Consider the following 19215-nt stretch of genomic DNA (forward strand, 5'->3'; position numbering starts at 1 on the left):
AGCTTATAATATAAGCTATAAAATGACAGAAGGCTTCTAGGAGGATTAATTTTGAAGAAGGTTCATTTTTTTATCATTTACGGCTGTGTCTGCTTTGTACTGATTGGCGGAACCTTTCTCTATACTTACTTTAAGCCTGGAGGCATAGCAGAAGCAATCGAATCCCGCTTTAAGCTGTCTGCTGTAGTGGATGCATCCTTGAAGAAATTCGATCATGATAGTTTTTACATGGATCGGCTGTCTGAGTCAACCTATCTAGAAGGCTACAAAAAAAGAAAAGCCAAGACGGTTAAACAGCTGACTGTTTCAGATTCACCTTATTTAGCTAAGCTTTACGAAACCTATGATGATCAAGAACTGACCCATTATTTCAGCGAAGATCGGATGTACTTGGAAGAAAAAGACGGCTTTGAGACCATTGATGACACCGACTCCCGGAAACATATCAATGGTTATTCGGGCATGTCTTCCTTTAAGGCTTTGCTGCAGGTCATGGTAGATAATGAGTCAGAACTAACTAAGAAAAAAGTGGAGGGCGGCTATGAGTTTTCGGTGACAGCAGAAGGTGATTTGGCCTATGACCTTATCGATGCCTTCTACTATGCTTATAATGATGAACATTATGATACAACCATCGATATTGAGAAGTGTAAGGTTGCCTTTGTGGTTGACCCTAAGACTCGGACCATCCGCTCTATTGATATGACCATGGATTTGGACGAAGATACAGCTTTAGATGGAGAATTGATTTACTTCAAGCAGCGGGCTGTCTTCAAGGACTATGGCAAGGCTAAAGTTCATCTTCCAAAGAAAATCAAAGAAAAAGAAGCAAAATCAGCTGTTTAAAGGCTGATTTTTTTGTGCAAAAGTTTTTTTGTTGCAGATTTTTATGGGGATGGCTTGATTTTAAATTTTTAAAAATTACCTTTTAGTGATATAATAAAGGTGATATCCTACAGAAAAGAGATAATTGATGACAAATTACGCGATTATTTTGGCTGCGGGTAAGGGTACTCGCATGAAGTCAGATTTACCAAAGGTACTGCATAAGGTTGCTGGGATTTCCATGCTAGAACATGTTTTCCGCAGTGTCAATGCCATTGATCCAGAAAAGACCGTGACAGTTGTTGGCCACAAGGCAGAGCTAGTCGAGCAAGTCTTGGCAGGTCAGACAGACTTTGTCCGTCAGACCGAGCAGCTGGGAACGGGTCATGCCGTTATGATGGCGGAGCCTGTTTTGGAAAATCTGACAGGTCAGACGCTGGTCATTGCTGGCGACACTCCCCTGATTACAGGAGAAAGCCTGAAAAACCTGATTGATTTTCATATCAACCACAAGAATGTTGCGACTATCCTGACAGCGGAAGCTGAGAATCCTTTCGGCTATGGCCGTATCGTTCGCAACCAGCACGAGGAAGTTTTGAAAATTGTCGAGCAGAAGGATGCTTCTGACTTTGAGCAGCAAATCAAGGAAATCAATACAGGAACTTACGTCTTTGACAATGCCCGTCTCTTTGAAGCCCTCAAAAATATTAATACCAATAATGCTCAAGGCGAATACTATATCACAGATGTGATTGGTATTTTCCGCGAGAATGGTGAAAAAGTCGGTGCTTATACGCTGAAAGACTTTGATGAGAGTCTGGGGGTTAATGACCGCGTAGCTTTGGCTACAGCTGAGAGTGTTATGCGCCGCCGGATTAACCAGCAGCATATGGTGAATGGTGTCAGCTTTGTCAATCCTCATGCGACCTATATCGATGTGGATGTAGAAATTGCGCCTGAGGTTCAGGTTGAAGCAAATGTGACCCTGAAAGGTCAGACCAAGATTGGGGCAGAGACTATCCTGACCAATGGAACCTACATCGTGGACTCTGTCATTGGGGAGAGGACCGTTATCACCAACTCCATGATTGAGGAGTCAAGTGTTGCGGATGGAGTGACGGTCGGACCTTACGCTCACATTCGTCCAGGTTCTAGTCTGGCCAAGGATGTCCATGTCGGAAACTTTGTAGAAGTTAAAGGATCGTCAATTGGAGAAAATACCAAGGCTGGTCATTTGACCTACATTGGAAACTCTGAAGTTGGCGCTAATGTCAACTTTGGTGCGGGTACGATTACGGTTAATTATGATGGCCAGAAGAAGTACAAGACTATCATTGGTGACAATGTCTTTGTTGGTTCCAACTCGACCATTATTGCCCCAGTTGAGCTAGGTGATAACTCACTGGTCGGTGCAGGTTCTACCATTACCAAGGACGTACCAGCAGATGCTATTGCTTTGGGACGTGGCCGTCAGATTAACAAGGAAGATTATGCTAAGCGTCTTCCTCATCATCCTCAAAATAAGTAGGTTCAGTCATGGAATTTGAAGAAAAAACTGTCCAACGGACAGAGATTTATCAGGGACCGATTTTTAAAGTGGTTCAGGATCAGGTAGAGTTGCCAGAGGGTAAAGGTCAAGCCCAACGGGATTTGATTTTTCATAATGGTGCGGTGGCTGTGATTGCTATCACCCCGGAAAATAAGATGATTTTAGTCAAGCAGTACCGCAAGGCAATTGAAGCGACTTCTTACGAGATTCCAGCTGGGAAACTTGAGGTAGGAGAGAATGCAGATCCCCAAGCGGCTGCCCTCCGAGAATTAGAAGAAGAGACCGGCTACACTGGGCAGCTGGAGTTGGTCTATGATTTCTACTCTGCTATCGGTTTTTGCAATGAAAAAATCAAGCTCTACAGCGCCAGCCATTTGACAAAGGTCGAAAACCCTCGCCCCCAAGACGAGGATGAAACATTGGAACTTTTTGAAGTCAGTCTGGAGGAGGCACACCAGTTGCTGCAAAACGGTGACATTTGTGATGCCAAGACCATCATGGCCCTTCAGTACTGGGAACAAAAAAATCTGAATAAATAGGAACGTAGATCAATGGGAAAAGCTTTATTAACAGATGAAATCATTGAGCGGGCCAACCGCGGTGAGGATATTTCGGGGCCGCCTCTCATGGATGACGAGGAAACCAAGATTCTTTCAACTGGCAGAAGCTCTTTTAGCTCACAGCAGTCTAGCCGACAGGATACTCAGTTTGGTTATCAGAGCCCTCAAAACCGCTTTGGTTATGAAGAAGCTCGGTCTCAGCAGAATCAGAGTCGTTTTGGCTATCAGACTGCTCAAAACCAAGAGGAGTTTACGGATGAGACTCTCCACATTGAGGTAGATCCGACCGTGACTAAGAGCCGTCGGATTGAAAACCAAAAGCGGAGCCTCTTTCAAGCCAAACTCAATAAGATTCTCCTTTGGGTGGTTATCCTGCTGATTGGTTTGATTGCTGCTATTATTTGGTGGCCTTAAAAAACTGCTCTATTGCACTTAAAAGGAAGCCTAGTCTGTCTAAGCTTCTTTTTCATCAGATGATTTGAGGTATTATATGAAAATTGGAATTATCGCAGCCATGCCCGAGGAGTTGAAGATTCTGTTGGAGCATTTAGAAAACCCGCAGAAGCACCTGCGTTTGGGCCATGTCTATCATACGGGCTCCATCGGCTATCATGAAGTGGTGTTGGTCGAAAGCGGGATTGGCAAGGTTATGTCTGCTATGAGCGTGGCTGTTTTGGTCAATGACTTCAAGGTCACAGCCGTGATTAACACAGGCTCAGCTGGAGCAGTGGCAGAAGGTCTAGCTATCGGCGATGTGGTGGTTGCAGATCGTCTGGTCTACCATGATGTGGACGTGACGGCCTTTGGCTATGACTACGGTCAGATGGCACGGCAGCCACTCTATTTTGAAGCGAGCCGCTATCTGGTTGCCGAAATGAAGAAAATTTTGGATAAGACCCATCAAAAGGCCAGAGTAGGTTTGATTGCGACAGGTGACAGCTTTGTTGCTGGTCAAGATAAGATTGATCGCATCAAGGAGCATTTTCCAGATGTCTTGGCTGTCGAGATGGAAGGCGCAGCTATTGCTCAAGCCACACATTCGATTGGCCTGCCCTTTATGGTCATTCGGGCCATGAGCGACACAGCTAGCCATGATGCCAATGTCACTTTTGACGAATTCATTCTTGAAGCTGGTAAACGCTCTGCAGAGACCCTGATTCAATTTCTGAAAGAGTTGGTTTAAAGGGGGAGATAGTATGTACAAAGAGTCTTATTTTGATGGTGGTCTCTTTTCTTACATCGGTCATGTGATTTTAGCTACCTTGATTACAGTATTTACGCTGGGAATTTGTGCACCTTGGGGCATGTGTATTCTGTATAATTGGAAGATAAAACATACAGTTATTGACGGGCACCGTCTTTACTTTGATGGTACTGCCATGCAGCTTTTTGGGAATTGGATCAAGTGGTGGCTCCTGACCATTGTTACCTTTGGTATTTATGGCTTTTGGCTGAAAATCAAACTGACCCAGTGGATTACCAAGCATACGCATCATGTGAATTGAGAACAAGCAAGCGAGACCTAAGTGGCTCGCTTTTCCCTTTCTTCAGTCTTGCCAAAAAATCCCTTTTGATGGTATAATCAAGGAACTGCAATCAATGATAGAGGAGAAAAAATGAGTATCTTAGAAGTAAAAAATCTCAGCCACGGTTTCGGAGACCGGGCTATTTTTGAGGATGTATCCTTCCGCCTGCTCAAGGGTGAACATATCGGTCTGGTCGGCGCCAATGGTGAGGGAAAGTCAACCTTTATGAGTATCGTGACGGGGAAAATGCTGCCTGACGAAGGTAAGGTCGAGTGGTCCAAGTATGTGACGGCTGGCTATCTGGACCAGCATGCTGTGCTGGAGCAAGGTCAGTCTGTCCGTGATGTCTTGCGCACGGCCTTTGACGAGCTTTTCAAGACAGAGGCTCGTATCAATGAAATCTATATGAGCATGGCTGAGGAAGGAGCCGATGTTGATGCCCTGATGGAAGAAGTGGGCGAGCTCCAGGACCGCTTGGAGAGTCGAGATTTCTATACTCTGGATGCCAAGATTGACGAAGTTGCACGGGCACTAGGTGTCATGGACTACGGTATGGAGAGTGATGTGACGGAGCTATCTGGAGGACAGCGGACCAAGGTTCTCTTGGCCAAGCTGCTTCTGGAAAAGCCGGATATCCTGCTCTTGGACGAGCCAACCAACTATCTGGATGCGGAGCACATTGATTGGCTCAAGCGTTACTTACAGAACTATGAAAATGCCTTTGTTCTGATCTCGCATGATATTCCTTTCTTGAATGATGTGATTAATATCGTCTACCATGTGGAAAATCAGCACTTGACTCGTTATTCTGGCGACTACTATCAGTTCCAGGAAGTCTATGAGATGAAAAAATCTCAGCTAGAAGCAGCCTACGAGCGGCAGCAGAAAGAAATTGCGGACCTCAAAGACTTTGTAGCTCGTAATAAAGCCCGTGTGGCAACTCGTAATATGGCCATGTCCCGCCAGAAAAAGCTGGATAAGATGGATATTATTGAGCTACAAAGTGAGAAGCCAAAGCCTACCTTTGACTTCAAACCTGCCCGGACACCTGGACGCTTTATTTTCCAAGCCAAGGATTTGCAGATTGGCTACGACCGACCGCTAACCCAGCCCCTTAACCTGAACTTTGAGCGCAATCAGAAAGTGGCCATCATCGGGGCAAATGGGATTGGGAAAACAACTCTTCTTAAGAGTCTGCTAGGCATTATCCCACCAATCGCTGGGGAAGTCGAGCGTGGGGACTATCTGGAGTTGGGTTATTTCGAGCAGGAAGTCGAAGGCGGCAATCGTCAGACACCGCTTGAAGCAGTCTGGAATGCCTTTCCGGCTCTTAACCAAGCAGAAGTTCGAGCTGCTCTGGCCAGATGTGGATTAACTTCCAAGCATATCGAGAGCCAGATCCAGGTTCTTTCAGGTGGGGAGCAGGCCAAGGTTCGCCTTTGCCTCCTCATGAACCGAGAAAATAATGTTCTGGTGCTGGACGAGCCGACCAACCACCTGGATGTCGATGCCAAGGAAGAGCTTAAACGAGCTCTGAAAGAATACAAGGGCAGCATCCTTATGGTCTGCCATGAACCTGATTTCTATGAAGGCTGGATGGACCAGATCTGGGATTTTAACCAGTTGACTTGATAAAATTTAAAAAAGAAAAGAGACGGTTCATTGAGAATCGTCTCTTTCTGTTGCTAATAATTCAAAAACTGTTCGATTTCCTGCTTTTCAATCTGCTTGCCGTGCTGGCAGACTGGGCAGGTGAGGTAATGTTTTCTACCGTAAGGAAAGGTAGGAATCCAATAGAGTGTAAACTTTCGGCCGGTTTCAATAATGTCCCAAGGTGCGACGTTGTGGCAGTTGGCACACTCGATATTGCTTTGGGTCTGTCCTACGTTTTTCTGATAACCTTTATATCCCCAGATAATCATATTGATTTCCCTCCTTTATTGGTTGGGCGGCAAGCTTATTTGCTGAAGTCATAGTCCTTGATAATCTCGATTTTTTCAATCTTGATATCTTTTTTAGGCTTGTCATTATCGTCTGTTTCTGCGGCAGCGATTTTGTCCACCACATCCATACCTTCCAACACTTGGCCAAATACGGTGTAAGCTCCGCCATCTAAAGTAGGATTTCCACCGTTTTTATAAGCTTCGATGATTTTAGCAGGGAAGGAATCCGTAGACATTTGGCTAGACAAGTCTTTCTTGCTTTGGTTGATGAAGAACTGACTGCCATTGGTACCAGGGCCTGCATTAGCCATGGATAGGGCACCACGAATATTATAGAGATATGGAGAATACTCATTTTTAAAGCCGTTTCCAGAGTCTTTAGACTTATCTTTTCCCTTCCAGATAGACTCGCCTCCAGTGCCGTCACCTTTAGGGTCTCCGGTCTGAATCATAAATTCATTGATAACACGGTGGAATAAAACGCCGTCATAGTAGCCTTCCTTAGCATGGGTCAGGAAGTTTTCAACGGCTAGTGGGGCTTGTTTTGGAAAGAGCTTGATGCGGATATCGCCTTCAGTCGTTACCAACTTGACTTCCGCTTCATCCTCTGCAACTTCTGTAGATAGCTGCGGAAAATTGGCATTTTCGTTGGTCATGGCATCCTTGAGTTGCTCACGGAGTTTGCTGGTTTCCTCTGGGTCAGAGCTAGAGCTCACTAGAGAGGAACTGCTGGATGAGTCAGAGGAGCTAGTAGTCTCCTCTTTCTTACCTTTACCAGAGCAGCCAGCCAAGACAAGTCCTGACAAGAGGCCGATAAGAAGAATTTTTTTCATATAAAACCTTTCTCACATTAGATTGTAAACTACTGATATTTTACTACAATTAGGCTAGTTTTTCAAACCCTCCTGTGTCAGCCAATCCAGAAGCAGATTTTTAAGCCCTGATGGCCGTAAGTTTAGTCCGCAAATTGCTTCTATGTCTAGCCATTCAGGTTGATAGATATTCTGGGCATGACTGCGAAGGGCTTCCTCGCCCTGAATCATTGGGGCCGATGTATGGCTGATAGTGGCACGAAAATAGATTTCTAAGCGTTGGCCATTTCTGAAAGTAAAGGTTGGCTGCAGTTGCTTTTCAGACAAGCTCCAACCTAGCTCTTCCTGAATTTCTCGCTGAGCTGCTTGGACTGCAGTCTCACCTGACTCGGCTCCGCCGCCCGGTATCACAAAATACTCTTCTCCATTTTTCCAGCGGTGGATGAGCAGTATTTGCTTGGTTTGGGGATTGAAAAGAATGACTCCGGCTCGCATTATCTTCCTCCTGATATGTTTTTACTGTTAATTAATTAGAATTTCCTTATATTCTAACACAAGAACAAGAGTTTTGCTGGGACTTGTTAAAAGTAAGGTAGAGTGAACAAATTCATCTTGATGTAATTAAATTTTATCTGAAGAGAGGGTTCAATAGCAGGCGAACTTGTGCATTGAGAGATGTTATGGTAAAATAAACAGTGTAAAAATAATAAGGAGTGTTTTCCATGGAGAAAAGACTGACAAGAGATGTCAAAAACAAGAAAATCGCTGGTGTATGTGCTGGTATCGCAAACTACTTTGATTTAGATCCAACCTTGGTTCGTGTCATTTGGATTCTTTTGGTCTGTGTGGCAGGTACAGGTGTCTTGGCTTACTTGATTGCTTGGGCGGTTATGCCAGAGGCTTAATAAGAATTATGTGATAGTGAAATGAGAACTGGCTAGCCCAGTTCTTTTTGCGTGGATAAATAAGTTTTTTTGTTGCTAATCTAGATAAAAGATTTCTCATCTAAGGCTCAAATATGGTATAATAAGGGTTATGGCAACTAAGAAAAACACGAAAAAAGGCCGGACAACTCGCCGGCCGACAAAAGCAGAATTAGAAAGACAAAAAGCAATAAAGAGAATGATTGCCACCTTTGTGCTGGCTCTTATTCTTTTGTTTGCAGCGATAAAGCTGGGCGCTTTTGGGGTCACCATTTATAATATGATTCGCCTCTTGGTGGGAAGCTTGGCCTATTTGGCTATTCTGGCCAGCTTTGGCTATCTCTTTTTTTTCAAGTGGCTGCACAAGCACGAAGGGTCGGTTTCAGGATTTATCAGCCTTTTTTTGGGACTGGAGTTAATTTTCCAAGCTTATTTCGTCAGTGTGTTGAAGCTAGAAGGGGCAGCTGTCTTATCCACAACTCTAGGCAGGGTCTTGACTGATCTGACAGCTTTTAAGGTTACCTCCTTCGCAGGTGGCGGTCTGCTGGGCTCTCTCCTGTATGCGCCTATCTCTTTCCTTTTTTCAAATATTGGCTCCTATTTCTTCGGCCTGCTCCTCATTCTTTTGGGCGGTCTGCTTATGAGTCCTTGGTCTATCTATGATATTTCAGAAAAGGCTATGGCAGCCTTTCAAAATTGGAGAGAAAAGCAGGAAGAAAAGCGTCAGCTCCGTTTCATGGAGCAGGAAGAAAAAGCTGCACAGGCAGCTATGCAAGCTATTGAAGTAGAGCAAGAGGAAGCTGAAGTGGATCCTGAAACGGGAGAGATTTTAGATGACGAGGACTTGTCAGATATAGCTGTGGACTTTGACGAGGCAGACTATGAGGAACTAGGTGAGTATGACCCCCATGAGCCTCTGGACTTTGGTCGCGAAGAAGAGACGGAAGAGGTAGACGTAGAAGTGGACTTTACCGCCAAGGAAAGTCTGGACTATAAGCTGCCGACCATCAACCTCTTTGCGCCCGACAAGCCTAAGAATCAGTCCAAAGAAAAGCGCATTGTTCGAGATAATATCAAAATTTTGGAAGAGACCTTTGCTAGTTTTGGGATCAAGGCTGCTGTTGAGCGGGCTGAAATCGGACCTTCTGTCACCAAATATGAGGTCAAGCCAGCTGTCGGAGTTCGGGTCAATCGGATTTCCAATCTGGCTGATGACTTGGCTCTTGCCCTAGCTGCCAAGGATGTACGGATTGAGGCACCAATTCCTGGGAAATCCCTAGTTGGGATTGAAGTGCCCAACTCTGAAGTTGCGACCGTGACTTTCCGAGAACTCTGGGAGCAGTCAAAGACGGATGCCAGCAAGCTCCTAGAAATCCCACTTGGGAAGGCTGTTAACGGATCTGTCCGCTCCTTTGACTTGGCTAAGATGCCCCATCTCTTGGTGGCTGGCTCTACTGGCTCTGGTAAATCTGTGGCCGTCAACGGTATTATTGCCAGCATTCTCATGAAAGCCAGACCTGATGAAGTCAAGTTTATGATGGTGGATCCTAAGATGGTGGAGCTGTCCGTTTATAATGACATTCCCCACTTGCTTATCCCTGTTGTGACCAATCCTCGCAAGGCCAGTCGCGCCCTGCAGAAGGTTGTAGACGAGATGGAAAACCGCTATGAACTCTTCTCCAAGGTCGGTGCCCGTAACATTGCTGGCTATAATGCTAAAGTAGCCGAGTACAATGCCCAATCAGAGTACAAGCAGGTTCCCCTGCCTTTAATCGTCGTCATCGTGGACGAGCTGGCTGACCTTATGATGGTGGCCAGCAAGGAAGTGGAAGACGCTATTATCCGTTTAGGGCAAAAAGCGCGTGCGGCTGGAATTCACATGATTCTGGCTACCCAGCGTCCATCTGTAGATGTTATCTCCGGTCTGATTAAGGCCAATGTACCCTCTCGGATTGCCTTTGCTGTATCCAGTGGGACAGACAGTCGGACCATTCTGGATGAAAATGGAGCAGAAAAGCTCTTGGGTCGTGGGGATATGCTCTTTAAGCCTATTGATGAAAACCATCCGGTTCGTTTGCAGGGCTCCTTTATCTCGGATGAAGATGTGGAGCGAATCGTAGCCTTTGTCAAGAATCAAGCTGAAGCTGATTATGACGATAACTTTGATCCTGGTGAAGTATCTGAAAGTGATTTGGATACTAGCGGGGGCGACGATGAAGGCGATCCTCTCTTTGAAGAAGCCAAGGCCTTGGTTATCGAGACTCAGAAAGCCAGCGCTTCTATGATTCAGCGGCGACTCTCGGTCGGCTTTAATCGAGCCACTCGTCTTATGGAAGAACTTGAAGCGGCAGGCGTTATCGGACCAGCCGAAGGCACCAAGCCTCGAAAGGTTTTGCAGACGAATTGATCCTAATTTCACTAGTCTGCTAGCAAGATAACCATTTGATAAAAACAAATCTGCCAGCAGCCAGCCGGCAGATTTTCTCTACTTACTCAACGGAAAGGAAAGAAGTTATGAAACTGGACACTATTCACCATATCGCCATCATTGGCCATGATTATGCCAAGACCAGGGAGTTTTATGTGAACAAGCTGGGCTTTGAGCAGGTGGATGAGCACCATCGGCCGGATAAGCAGGATATTCTTTTTAATGTCCGCAAGGGAAATCTGACTCTGGAAATTTTTATCAAGGAAGAAGCACCTAAGAGACCGGCCCTGCCGCATCCTGAGCATACAGGTCTGCGTCATCTGGCCTTTCGAGTGACAAATGTCGAAGAAACGCTAGCGGAATTTGACCGTTTAAAGATTCCTCATACCGAGCTGCGCTATGATGACTTCGACGGCCGTAAGATGGCTTTCTTCTTTGATCCGGATGGCCTGCCTTTGGAGATTCATGAATAAGACTAGGAGCATCGGAAGGACCTTTTTTCTCGGCAAAAGAAGGACTTATAAATCTCACATATGAAAAACCCATCGGCTATCTGATAACCGATGGGTTTTGTTTTACATTATTACAAAAAGAGACCGATGACCATGGCTAGGTACATGAAGAAGGTCAGAAGAAATCCGGCCCGCCAGAAGAACTTGAAAAACTTGGGATAGTAGAAGCTCCGTTTTTTCTTTAGAAAATAAATGGTGATGGCGATAGCGAGAACTGAGAGAGCTAGAGTCAGCTGGGGCAGCAAGCTATGATAGTAGGCCTTGTCTGAAATAATATAAAATTCCACAACAAAAAGCGGAAAAGCCAAGTCCGCAAAGTTTAAACCGTATTTTCTTAATTGAAAAACTCGCACTGTAATAGTGGTTAAAATCAATGTTAAAAAGATAAATAAAATCGAAGCAATCTTTAATAGTGTCATAAGATTATTTTACCACAAAAAATTCAAAAAAGAAGATAAAATTCCTTGCATTTAACAAAGTTTAGTGTATAATAGAAAGGTATGCGAAAAGCATACTTGTGGGAGGTAAAAATCTTTATTTACCGCCAAAACCACAAAGGAGGATTTAAAAATGGCTAAAAAAGTCGAAAAACTTGTAAAATTGCAAATCCCTGCTGGTAAAGCTACTCCAGCTCCACCAGTTGGTCCTGCGCTTGGTCAAGCCGGTATCAACATCATGGGATTCACTAAGGAGTTCAACGCTCGTACAGCTGATCAAGCTGGTATGATTATTCCAGTTGTTATCTCAGTATACGAAGACAAATCATTCACTTTCGTGACTAAGACTCCGCCAGCTGCTGTTCTTTTGAAGAAAGCTGCAGGTGTTGAAAAAGGTTCTGGTGAGCCAAACAAAACGAAAGTTGCAACAGTTACTCGTGCGCAAGTACAAGAAATTGCTGAAACTAAGATGCCAGATTTGAACGCTGCAAACATCGAGTCTGCAATGCGTATGATTGAAGGTACTGCTCGTTCTATGGGATTCACTGTTGTTGACTAATCAATAACGCTCATCCCATTTGCCCGCACTACACTTGATCAGATTGACGAGTGACGTGGGAGATGAAAATCGATTGAACCACTTACAAGGAGAAAGATAAAATGGCTAAAAAAAGCAAACAACTTCGTGCTGCTCTTGAAAAAATCGACAGCACAAAAGCATACAGCGTAGAAGAAGCTGTAGCACTTGCAAAAGAAACTAACTTTGCAAAATTCGATGCAACTGTAGAAGTTGCTTACAACTTGAACATCGACGTTAAAAAAGCTGACCAACAAATCCGTGGCGCAATGGTATTGCCAAACGGAACTGGTAAAACTTCACGCGTTCTTGTTTTCGCACGTGGTGCTAAAGCAGAAGAAGCGAAAGCTGCTGGTGCAGACTTCGTTGGTGAAGATGACCTCGTTGCAAAAATCAACGACGGTTGGTTGGACTTTGACGTAGTAATCGCTACACCAGACATGATGGCACTTGTAGGTCGCCTTGGACGTGTCCTTGGACCTCGTAACTTGATGCCAAACCCTAAGACTGGTACTGTAACAATGGACGTTGCAAAAGCAGTTGAAGAGTCTAAAGGTGGTAAGATTACTTACCGTGCTGACCGTGCAGGTAACGTACAAGCTATCATTGGTAAAGTTTCATTTGAAGCTGACAAGTTGGTTGAAAACTTCAAAGCTTTCAACGACACAATTCAAAAAGCAAAACCAGCTACTGCTAAAGGTACTTACGTAACTAACCTGACTATCACTACTACACAAGGTGTTGGTATCAAGGTTGACGTAAACTCACTTTAAGAATTAAATTGAACTGCCTTCGGGTAGTTCTTTTTTTGAAATAAAAATACCGACAGCGATTACAAACCCATGGAAACATGTTATAATAATATCGAATCAATTTATTTTATAACTAAAGGAGACGGTGTCATGAAAAAAGATCAGAACCAGCTAACCTGGCTGATGGTATCTCTGATTGCTTTTAATATGGTCTGGGGTCTGGGAAATGTGGTTAATAACTATTCCCAGCAGGGCATTTCGGTAATTGTGTCTTGGATTCTTATCCTGGCTATTTACTTTATTCCCTATGCCCTCATCGTGGGGCAGCTAGGCTCGACTTTTAAGGAGAGCGGAGGCGGTGTCAGTGACTGGGTGGAGAAAACCTCTACCAAGCGGCTGGCTTATTTTGCAGCCTGGACTTATTGGGTGGTGCATATTCCTTATCTGGCTCAAAAGCCACAGGGTGTTTTGATTCCGCTGGGCTGGGCTATTCAGGGAAATGGCGACTTTTTGAGCAGTCTTGATATTCATTGGATTGTTATTCTTAGCTTGCTGATTTTCGGTGCCTTTCTCTACTTATCTACCAAGGGGCTGTCAACTCTCAAGGTGATTGGGGGCTTGGCAGGAAGTGCAATGCTCATCATGTCTTTCCTCTTCGTCCTCTTAGCAGTCGGGGCGCCTTTTATCAAACCTGACATGCAGTTTGCGACGGCTAATATGGATAAGCTTAGCACTTACATTCCCAACTTTGATTTTTCTTATTTTACAACCATCTCTCTCTTGGTCTTTGCGGTCGGCGGGGCTGAGAAAATATCGCCTTACGTTAATCAAACACGCAATCCAGCCAAGGAATTTCCAAAGGGGATGATTGTCATGGCTATCATGGTTGGTGCATCTGCTATCCTAGGCTCTATAGCTATGGGTATGCTTTTTGACGGCAGCAATATTCCTGAAGACCTGATGCGAAATGGTGCTTATCAAGCTTTCCAAAAGCTGGGCAGCTACTGGGGTGTAGGCAATGTGCTAGTAGTCATCTATGCCCTGACCAATATGGTTGGACAGATTGCTGCACTGGCTTTCTCTATTGACGCACCTCTGCAAATCATGCTCAATAATGCCGATGAAGAGTTTGTCCCAAGCTGGCTGCGCAAGCGGACATCAAAAGGTGTCCTCATTAACGGTTACATCCTGACGGGGATTTTGGTTAGCTTCTTGATTATTCTGCCTATCTTTGGAATCAAAGAAATTGATGGCCTGGTCAAATGGATGACCAATCTAAACTCCATCGTTATGCCCATGCGGTATCTTTGGGTTTTCCTTGCCTACATGATGTTGAACAAGGCCTGGAAGAAGTACAAGGATGCCGAATACAAGTTTACCAAAAATCCCAAAGTTGGCTTTGCTATCGGAGCTTGGTGCTTCCTCTTTACAGCCTTTGCCTGCATTTTAGGGATGGTTCCGAAAGTAGACTTTGCCAAAGATCCAGCTGGCTGGCAATTCTCTCTCTTGACAAATATCCTGACGCCAATCGTCTTGATCAGTCTGGGTGTCATCCTGCCGCTCTTAGCTAAGCGGGAAAAGAAACAGTCGGTCAAGCAGTGAGTAGACCTTGTAAAAGATGATTGAAATATTCATTACCAGTCCTATCTTATAATGGGGCTGGTTTTTCTGTGAAATGAGCTTGTCTGCTCTGCTATTTTACTAAAAGGAAAAAAGAAAAATTTCAGTGATTTAACTATATAAAAATCATAAAATGTGGTAAAATAGTACAGATAAAATAAGGAGTAAAAAAATGGTAGAACCTAAGTATAAGCGTATTTTGATTAAGTTGTCAGGTGAAGCTCTTGCCGGTGAAAAAGGCGTTGGTATTGATATTCAAACTGTTCAGAAGATGGCGGAAGAAATCAAAGAAGTTCATGATTTGGGAGTTCAAATTGCTCTGGTTATCGGAGGTGGAAACCTTTGGCGGGGTGAGCCGGCAGCAGAAGCAGGCATGGACCGTGTGCAGGCCGACTATACTGGTATGTTGGGCACTGTCATGAATGCGCTGGTAATGGCGGATTCGCTGCAGCAGGTAGGTGTAGATACGCGCGTGCAGACAGCGATTGCTATGCAGCAGGTTGCTGAACCTTACATCCGAGGTCGGGCTCTTCGTCATCTGGAAAAAGGCCGTATCGTCATTTTCGGTGCAGGTATTGGTTCTCCTTATTTTTCAACTGATACAACCGCTGCCTTGCGCTCAGCAGAGATTGAAGCAGATGCGATTCTTATGGCCAAAAATGGCGTGGACGGTGTCTATAATGCCGATCCTAAGAAAGACAAGACCGCCGTTAAGTTTGATGAACTGACCCACCGGGATGTCATCAGTAAGGGACTGCGAATTATGGACTCAACGGCTTCGACCTTGTCTATGGACAATGACATTGACTTGGTTGTCTTTAACATGAATGAGCCGGGCAATATCAAACGCGTTGTTATCGGTGAGCAAATCGGAACAACAGTATCAAATAATTTATAAGAACGGAGATTAGAAACTCATGGCAAATGCAATTGTAGAAAAAGCAAAAGAAAGAATGACCCACTCGCACCAAAGTTTGGCTCGTGAATTTGGCAGCATCCGTGCAGGCCGCGCCAATGCCAGCCTTTTGGACCGCATCCATGTGGAGTACTATGGAGTAGAAACTCCGCTCAACCAAATCGCTTCGATTACGATTCCGGAAGCGCGTGTTCTTTTGGTGACACCTTTTGACAAGTCTTCTATCAAGGACATTGAGCGTGCGCTTAATGCTTCTGACCTTGGAATTACGCCAGCCAGTGATGGCTCTGTGATTCGTCTGGTCATTCCAGCCCTGACAGAGGAAACTCGACGGGACTTGGCTAAAGAAGTGAAAAAGGTTGGTGAAAATGCTAAAGTTGCCATCCGTAACATCCGCCGCGATGCTATGGACGAAGCTAAGAAGCAGGAAAAAGCCAAAGAAATCACTGAAGACGAATTGAAGACCTTGGAAAAGGATATTCAAAAAGTAACGGATGATGCTGTCAAACATATCGATGAGATGACGGCAAATAAAGAAAAAGAACTTTTAGAAGTTTAACATTTTTATCAGAATCAAAACTCAGTTGGCTTTGGCTGACTGAGTTGTTTTAAAATCAAAAATCCTTGCCCGGTTTGAAGAAGCAAGGTAGAAAATAGGTCTATATGAATACAAATCTTGCCAGCTTCATCGTGGGTATCATCACGGATGAAAATGATCGCTTTTACTTTGTTCAAAAGGATGGTCAGGTTTACGCTCTTTCTAAGGAAGAGGGGGCGCATGAGCTGGGGCAGTCTGTCAAAGGCTTTGCCTACAGCGATATGAAGCAGAAGCTTCGCCTGACAACTCTTGAAGTTACAGCTACTCAAGACCAGTTTGGCTGGGGAACAGTAACGGAGGTCCGAAAGGATCTAGGTGTCTTTGTCGATACCGGTCTGCCGGATAAACAAATCGTTGTGTCACTTGACATCTTGCCAGAAATCAAGGAACTCTGGCCAAAAAAGGGTGACCGCCTTTATATCCGTCTGGAAGTAGATAAGAAAGACCGCATCTGGGGCCAACTGGCTTATCAGGAGGATTTCCAGCGTCTGGCTCGTCCTGCCTATAATAACATGCAGAACCAAAACTGGCCAGCCATCGTTTATCGGCTCAAGCTTTCTGGTACCTTTGTCTACCTGCCGGAGAATAATATGCTGGGCTTCATTCATCCGAGTGAGCGCTATGCAGAGCCACGTCTTGGTCAGGTCTTGGACGCGCGGGTAATTGGCTTCCGTGAAGTAGACCGCACTCTTAACCTCTCCCTCAAGCCTCGCTCCTTTGAAATGTTGGAAAACGATGCCCAGATGATTCTGACCTATCTGGAGAGCAATGGCGGTTTTATGACTTTGAACGATAAATCTTCACCAGACGACATCAAGGCTACCTTTGGCATTTCCAAAGGCCAGTTTAAAAAAGCTCTGGGTGGGCTGATGAAAGCTGGTAAAATCAAGCAAGATCCGACTGGAACAGAGTTGGTGTAAGGATAAAGAGTTGTGTATCTAGAACTTATGCTTATAGAAATACGATTTTAAAAAAATGAAAGGAACCTATGAGAAAATCTTTTTACAGCTGGCTGATGACAGAGCGCAATCCTAAGAGCAAGGAGCCCAAGGCTATTTTGGCGGATTTGGCTTTTCAGGATACTGCCTTTCCCAAGCATACGGATGATTTTGATGAGGTCAGTCGTTTTCTGGAGGAGCATGCAAATTTTTCCTTTAACCTTGGCGAGTTCGATGCTATTTGGGAGGAATATCAGGCGCATTAAGTGGATAGTGGCTAGGGATAGTCATTTTCTGTTTGCTTTGATATAATAAAGATAATTCATTCAATAAATTAAAATAGAGAGGTTCTTTATTTGCAGGAACATTCAGTAGAATTGAAACTGGGCCATCCAGATGATGCTTTTCATCTCTTTGGCTCTAATGAACGCCATCTGCGCCTAATGGAGCAGGAATTGAAGGTAACTATCCATGCCCGAACCGAGATTGTGCAGATTTTGGGTACGGAGGCTGCCTGCGAGGAGACTCGACAGGTCATTCAGGCTCTGTTGGTCTTGGTCAATCGTGGCATGACCATCGGTACTCCCGATGTTGTTACAGCCATTACCATGGTTAAAAATGATGAAATTGATAAGTTTATAGCACTCTACGAAGAAGAGATTATCAAGGACAGCTATGGCAAGCCGATTCGCGTCAAGACACTTGGTCAAAAAATCTATGTGGACAGTGTTAAAAATCATGATATTGTCTTTGGTATCGGGCCAGCTGGAACAGGGAAGACTTTTCTTGCGGTGACCTTGGCGGTGACAGCTCTCAAACGTGGTCAGGTCAAGCGAATTATCCTCACAAGGCCGGCTGTGGAAGCTGGTGAGAGTCTGGGCTTTCTGCCTGGTGACCTTAAGGAAAAGGTGGATCCATATCTGCGTCCGGTCTATGATGCCTTGTATCAGATTTTGGGTAAGGATCAGACGACGCGTCTCATGGAGCGAGAAATCATTGAGATTGCTCCCCTAGCCTATATGCGGGGGCGGACGCTGGATGATGCTTTTGTTATACTAGACGAAGCTCAGAATACCACCATCATGCAGATGAAGATGTTTCTGACACGTCTGGGCTTCCAGTCCAAGATGATTGTCAATGGAGACATCAGCCAGATTGACCTGCCTCGCAATGTTAAATCAGGACTCATTGATGCTCAGGAGAAATTGAAGAACATTTCCCAGATTGACTTTGTGCATTTCTCAGCTAAGGATGTCGTTCGTCATCCAGTGGTGGCGGAGATTATCCGAGCTTATGAACCAACTCCTGTTAAAGAGGCAGCAACTGAGCCAGAAGAAATGGAATCAGATAACTAGATATCAGTTTATATCAGCTATGATATAGAATTTTTAAGATTTATAAAATGAATAAAAGTGATTATCTGGAAAGATAGAATTTTAAAAAGGGGTAGAAGATGGATTGGTATGATTACATGATTAACGCTTCTAGGCAATCAAGATTTAACGCCAGTCATTGGTTTCGTTACCTTAGAAAGGTTATTTTTGAAGATAGTTCTTATTTGACTGACAAAGATGTGGAACGTTTGTTGTCTTCAAAAGAGTTGACAGATTTTCAAAAGGTTAGTCTGAAATATGCTCTACAAGAACACACTCCCACGCATGAGTATGTGGTTTCTTTAAACAAACCTGCTAAGTTAACAAATGTTCAAGAGCTGATGGAGAAATACAAGCATGGATAAAATGAAACCAGTTTTTGAAGCCTTAAATCAAGAATTGGCCCAAGCCAACCTTACTTTGACTATTATCTGTGTTGGGGGCTATGTATTGGAACATCATGGCTTGCGAGCAACCCAAGATGTAGATGCTTTTTACCAAGAAAACCAAAAAATTAATGAGATTATTGCGAGAGTAGGACAACGATTTAACCTCAATACTCATGAAGAACTTTGGCTCAATAATAATGTAGCGAGTATGAACAAGCAACCTGCGGTTGACTTATGTGAGACCTTATATACTTTTAGTCATTTAAGGGTTTTAATGGTTCCGATTGAATATGTTTTAGGAATGAAAATGATCAGCATTAGAGAACAGGATTTGAAAGACATCGGAGCTATTATCAAATACAAAGATTTTCATTCCCCATTCAAAACCTTTGAGGACCTGAGAAAGTTGGGTTTTGATACGATTGATTTTTCTGTTCTTTTAGAAGGTTTTAGTCATGCCTATGGTATGGAATGGCTAGAGGAATTTTTCAAAGAAAATCAAGAAAAGCTAAAGAGGTATTACTAAAGAAAGCTTTG

General features: G+C 44.2%; 24 protein-coding genes. 20 read left to right on the plus strand and 4 right to left on the minus strand.

What is annotated here, in order from left to right; all coding sequences use genetic code 11:
- The first annotated feature begins 51 nt into the window (after positions 1-51).
- The 7 genes from K1I80_RS00840 (at position 52) to K1I80_RS00870 (ending at position 6092) form a co-directional block, all read left to right on the plus strand.
- Complete coding sequence (locus K1I80_RS00840) at positions 52-846, plus strand: hypothetical protein (protein WP_223313360.1); 795 nt, start codon at positions 52-54, stop codon at positions 844-846.
- Positions 847-973: 127 nt separating this feature from the next.
- Complete coding sequence (gene glmU, locus K1I80_RS00845; RefSeq protein ID WP_223311723.1) at positions 974-2353, plus strand: bifunctional UDP-N-acetylglucosamine diphosphorylase/glucosamine-1-phosphate N-acetyltransferase GlmU; 1380 nt, start codon at positions 974-976, stop codon at positions 2351-2353.
- An 8-nt stretch (positions 2354-2361) separates the two neighbouring features.
- Complete coding sequence (locus K1I80_RS00850) at positions 2362-2913, plus strand: NUDIX hydrolase (RefSeq protein WP_002894822.1); 552 nt, start codon at positions 2362-2364, stop codon at positions 2911-2913.
- 12 nt (positions 2914-2925) lie between these two features.
- Positions 2926-3348 carry a cell wall synthase accessory phosphoprotein MacP gene (gene macP / locus K1I80_RS00855; protein WP_002905026.1) on the plus strand — a complete coding sequence of 141 codons (423 nt, stop codon included), beginning with the start codon at positions 2926-2928 and terminating at the stop codon, positions 3346-3348.
- Positions 3349-3424: 76 nt separating this feature from the next.
- Positions 3425-4117, plus strand: coding sequence for a 5'-methylthioadenosine/adenosylhomocysteine nucleosidase (locus K1I80_RS00860; protein ID WP_002920681.1), 693 nt, complete (start codon positions 3425-3427; stop codon positions 4115-4117).
- A gap of 13 nt (positions 4118-4130) precedes the next feature.
- Positions 4131-4439 (plus strand): DUF898 family protein, encoded by a 309-nt coding sequence (locus K1I80_RS00865; RefSeq protein WP_002894826.1) that lies wholly within the window; start codon positions 4131-4133, stop codon positions 4437-4439.
- Positions 4440-4550: 111 nt separating this feature from the next.
- On the plus strand, positions 4551-6092 hold the full coding sequence (locus tag K1I80_RS00870) for an ABC-F family ATP-binding cassette domain-containing protein (protein ID WP_009659289.1): 1542 nt from the start codon (positions 4551-4553) through the stop codon (positions 6090-6092).
- A gap of 53 nt (positions 6093-6145) precedes the next feature.
- Here K1I80_RS00870 and K1I80_RS00875 read toward each other — a convergent pair whose 3' ends face one another.
- From K1I80_RS00875 to K1I80_RS00885, 3 genes are read right to left on the minus strand one after another with little or no spacing between them, the layout of a single operon-like run.
- On the minus strand, positions 6146-6382 hold the full coding sequence (locus K1I80_RS00875; protein ID WP_002897142.1) for a zinc-ribbon domain-containing protein: 237 nt from the start codon (positions 6380-6382) through the stop codon (positions 6146-6148).
- 35 nt (positions 6383-6417) lie between these two features.
- Positions 6418-7236 carry a peptidylprolyl isomerase gene (locus K1I80_RS00880; protein ID WP_223313359.1) on the minus strand — a complete coding sequence of 273 codons (819 nt, stop codon included), beginning with the start codon at positions 7234-7236 and terminating at the stop codon, positions 6418-6420.
- 54 nt (positions 7237-7290) lie between these two features.
- Positions 7291-7710, minus strand: coding sequence for an NUDIX hydrolase (locus tag K1I80_RS00885; protein ID WP_223313358.1), 420 nt, complete (start codon positions 7708-7710; stop codon positions 7291-7293).
- A 227-nt stretch (positions 7711-7937) separates the two neighbouring features.
- On the opposite strand from K1I80_RS00885, the gene K1I80_RS00890 reads away from it, so the two are divergent.
- The 3 genes from K1I80_RS00890 (at position 7938) to gloA2 (ending at position 11039) form a co-directional block, all read left to right on the plus strand.
- A complete protein-coding gene (locus K1I80_RS00890) occupies positions 7938-8120 on the plus strand; it encodes a PspC domain-containing protein (protein ID WP_002894843.1) in 183 nt (60 codons plus the stop codon).
- Positions 8121-8250: 130 nt separating this feature from the next.
- On the plus strand, positions 8251-10545 hold the full coding sequence (locus tag K1I80_RS00895) for a DNA translocase FtsK (RefSeq protein ID WP_223313357.1): 2295 nt from the start codon (positions 8251-8253) through the stop codon (positions 10543-10545).
- A 107-nt stretch (positions 10546-10652) separates the two neighbouring features.
- Positions 10653-11039, plus strand: coding sequence for an SMU1112c/YaeR family gloxylase I-like metalloprotein (gene gloA2, locus K1I80_RS00900; RefSeq protein WP_223313445.1), 387 nt, complete (start codon positions 10653-10655; stop codon positions 11037-11039).
- Between the two features lie 110 nt (positions 11040-11149).
- On the opposite strand, the gene K1I80_RS00905 is transcribed toward gloA2, so the two are convergent.
- Positions 11150-11497 (minus strand): DUF3397 domain-containing protein, encoded by a 348-nt coding sequence (locus K1I80_RS00905; protein WP_002897148.1) that lies wholly within the window; start codon positions 11495-11497, stop codon positions 11150-11152.
- A 151-nt stretch (positions 11498-11648) separates the two neighbouring features.
- On the opposite strand from K1I80_RS00905, the gene rplK reads away from it, so the two are divergent.
- From rplK to K1I80_RS00955, 10 genes are all read left to right on the plus strand, one after another.
- A complete protein-coding gene (gene rplK, locus K1I80_RS00910) occupies positions 11649-12074 on the plus strand; it encodes a 50S ribosomal protein L11 (protein WP_002894851.1) in 426 nt (141 codons plus the stop codon).
- Between the two features lie 101 nt (positions 12075-12175).
- Positions 12176-12865 (plus strand): 50S ribosomal protein L1, encoded by a 690-nt coding sequence (gene rplA, locus K1I80_RS00915; RefSeq protein ID WP_002894855.1) that lies wholly within the window; start codon positions 12176-12178, stop codon positions 12863-12865.
- Positions 12866-12994: 129 nt separating this feature from the next.
- On the plus strand, positions 12995-14446 hold the full coding sequence (locus tag K1I80_RS00920) for an APC family permease (protein WP_223313356.1): 1452 nt from the start codon (positions 12995-12997) through the stop codon (positions 14444-14446).
- Between the two features lie 190 nt (positions 14447-14636).
- Entirely contained in the window at positions 14637-15362 is a 726-nt protein-coding gene (gene pyrH / locus K1I80_RS00925; protein WP_002894857.1) for a UMP kinase, read from the plus strand.
- Between the two features lie 19 nt (positions 15363-15381).
- Positions 15382-15939, plus strand: coding sequence for a ribosome recycling factor (gene frr, locus K1I80_RS00930; RefSeq protein ID WP_002894858.1), 558 nt, complete (start codon positions 15382-15384; stop codon positions 15937-15939).
- A 104-nt stretch (positions 15940-16043) separates the two neighbouring features.
- Positions 16044-16898, plus strand: a complete 855-nt coding sequence (cvfB, locus tag K1I80_RS00935) for an RNA-binding virulence regulatory protein CvfB (protein WP_002897151.1) — start codon at positions 16044-16046, stop codon at positions 16896-16898.
- Between the two features lie 68 nt (positions 16899-16966).
- The gene (locus tag K1I80_RS00940) at positions 16967-17182 is read left to right on the plus strand and encodes a YozE family protein (RefSeq protein ID WP_002894860.1); all 216 of its coding nucleotides are present in this window, start codon (positions 16967-16969) and stop codon (positions 17180-17182) included.
- A 90-nt stretch (positions 17183-17272) separates the two neighbouring features.
- Positions 17273-18271: a PhoH family protein gene (locus K1I80_RS00945; protein ID WP_223311714.1), complete on the plus strand. Its 999-nt coding sequence runs from the start codon at positions 17273-17275 to the stop codon at positions 18269-18271.
- Between the two features lie 98 nt (positions 18272-18369).
- The gene (locus tag K1I80_RS00950) at positions 18370-18654 is read left to right on the plus strand and encodes a hypothetical protein (protein ID WP_223311713.1); all 285 of its coding nucleotides are present in this window, start codon (positions 18370-18372) and stop codon (positions 18652-18654) included.
- Positions 18647-19204 carry a DUF6036 family nucleotidyltransferase gene (locus tag K1I80_RS00955; protein ID WP_223313355.1) on the plus strand — a complete coding sequence of 186 codons (558 nt, stop codon included), beginning with the start codon at positions 18647-18649 and terminating at the stop codon, positions 19202-19204. The genes K1I80_RS00950 and K1I80_RS00955 overlap by 8 nt, the downstream gene beginning before the upstream one ends.
- Positions 19205-19215: the final 11 nt, after the last annotated feature.

It is taken from the genome of Streptococcus sanguinis, from assembly GCF_019929225.1.
Lineage (GTDB): Bacteria > Bacillota > Bacilli > Lactobacillales > Streptococcaceae > Streptococcus > Streptococcus sanguinis_J.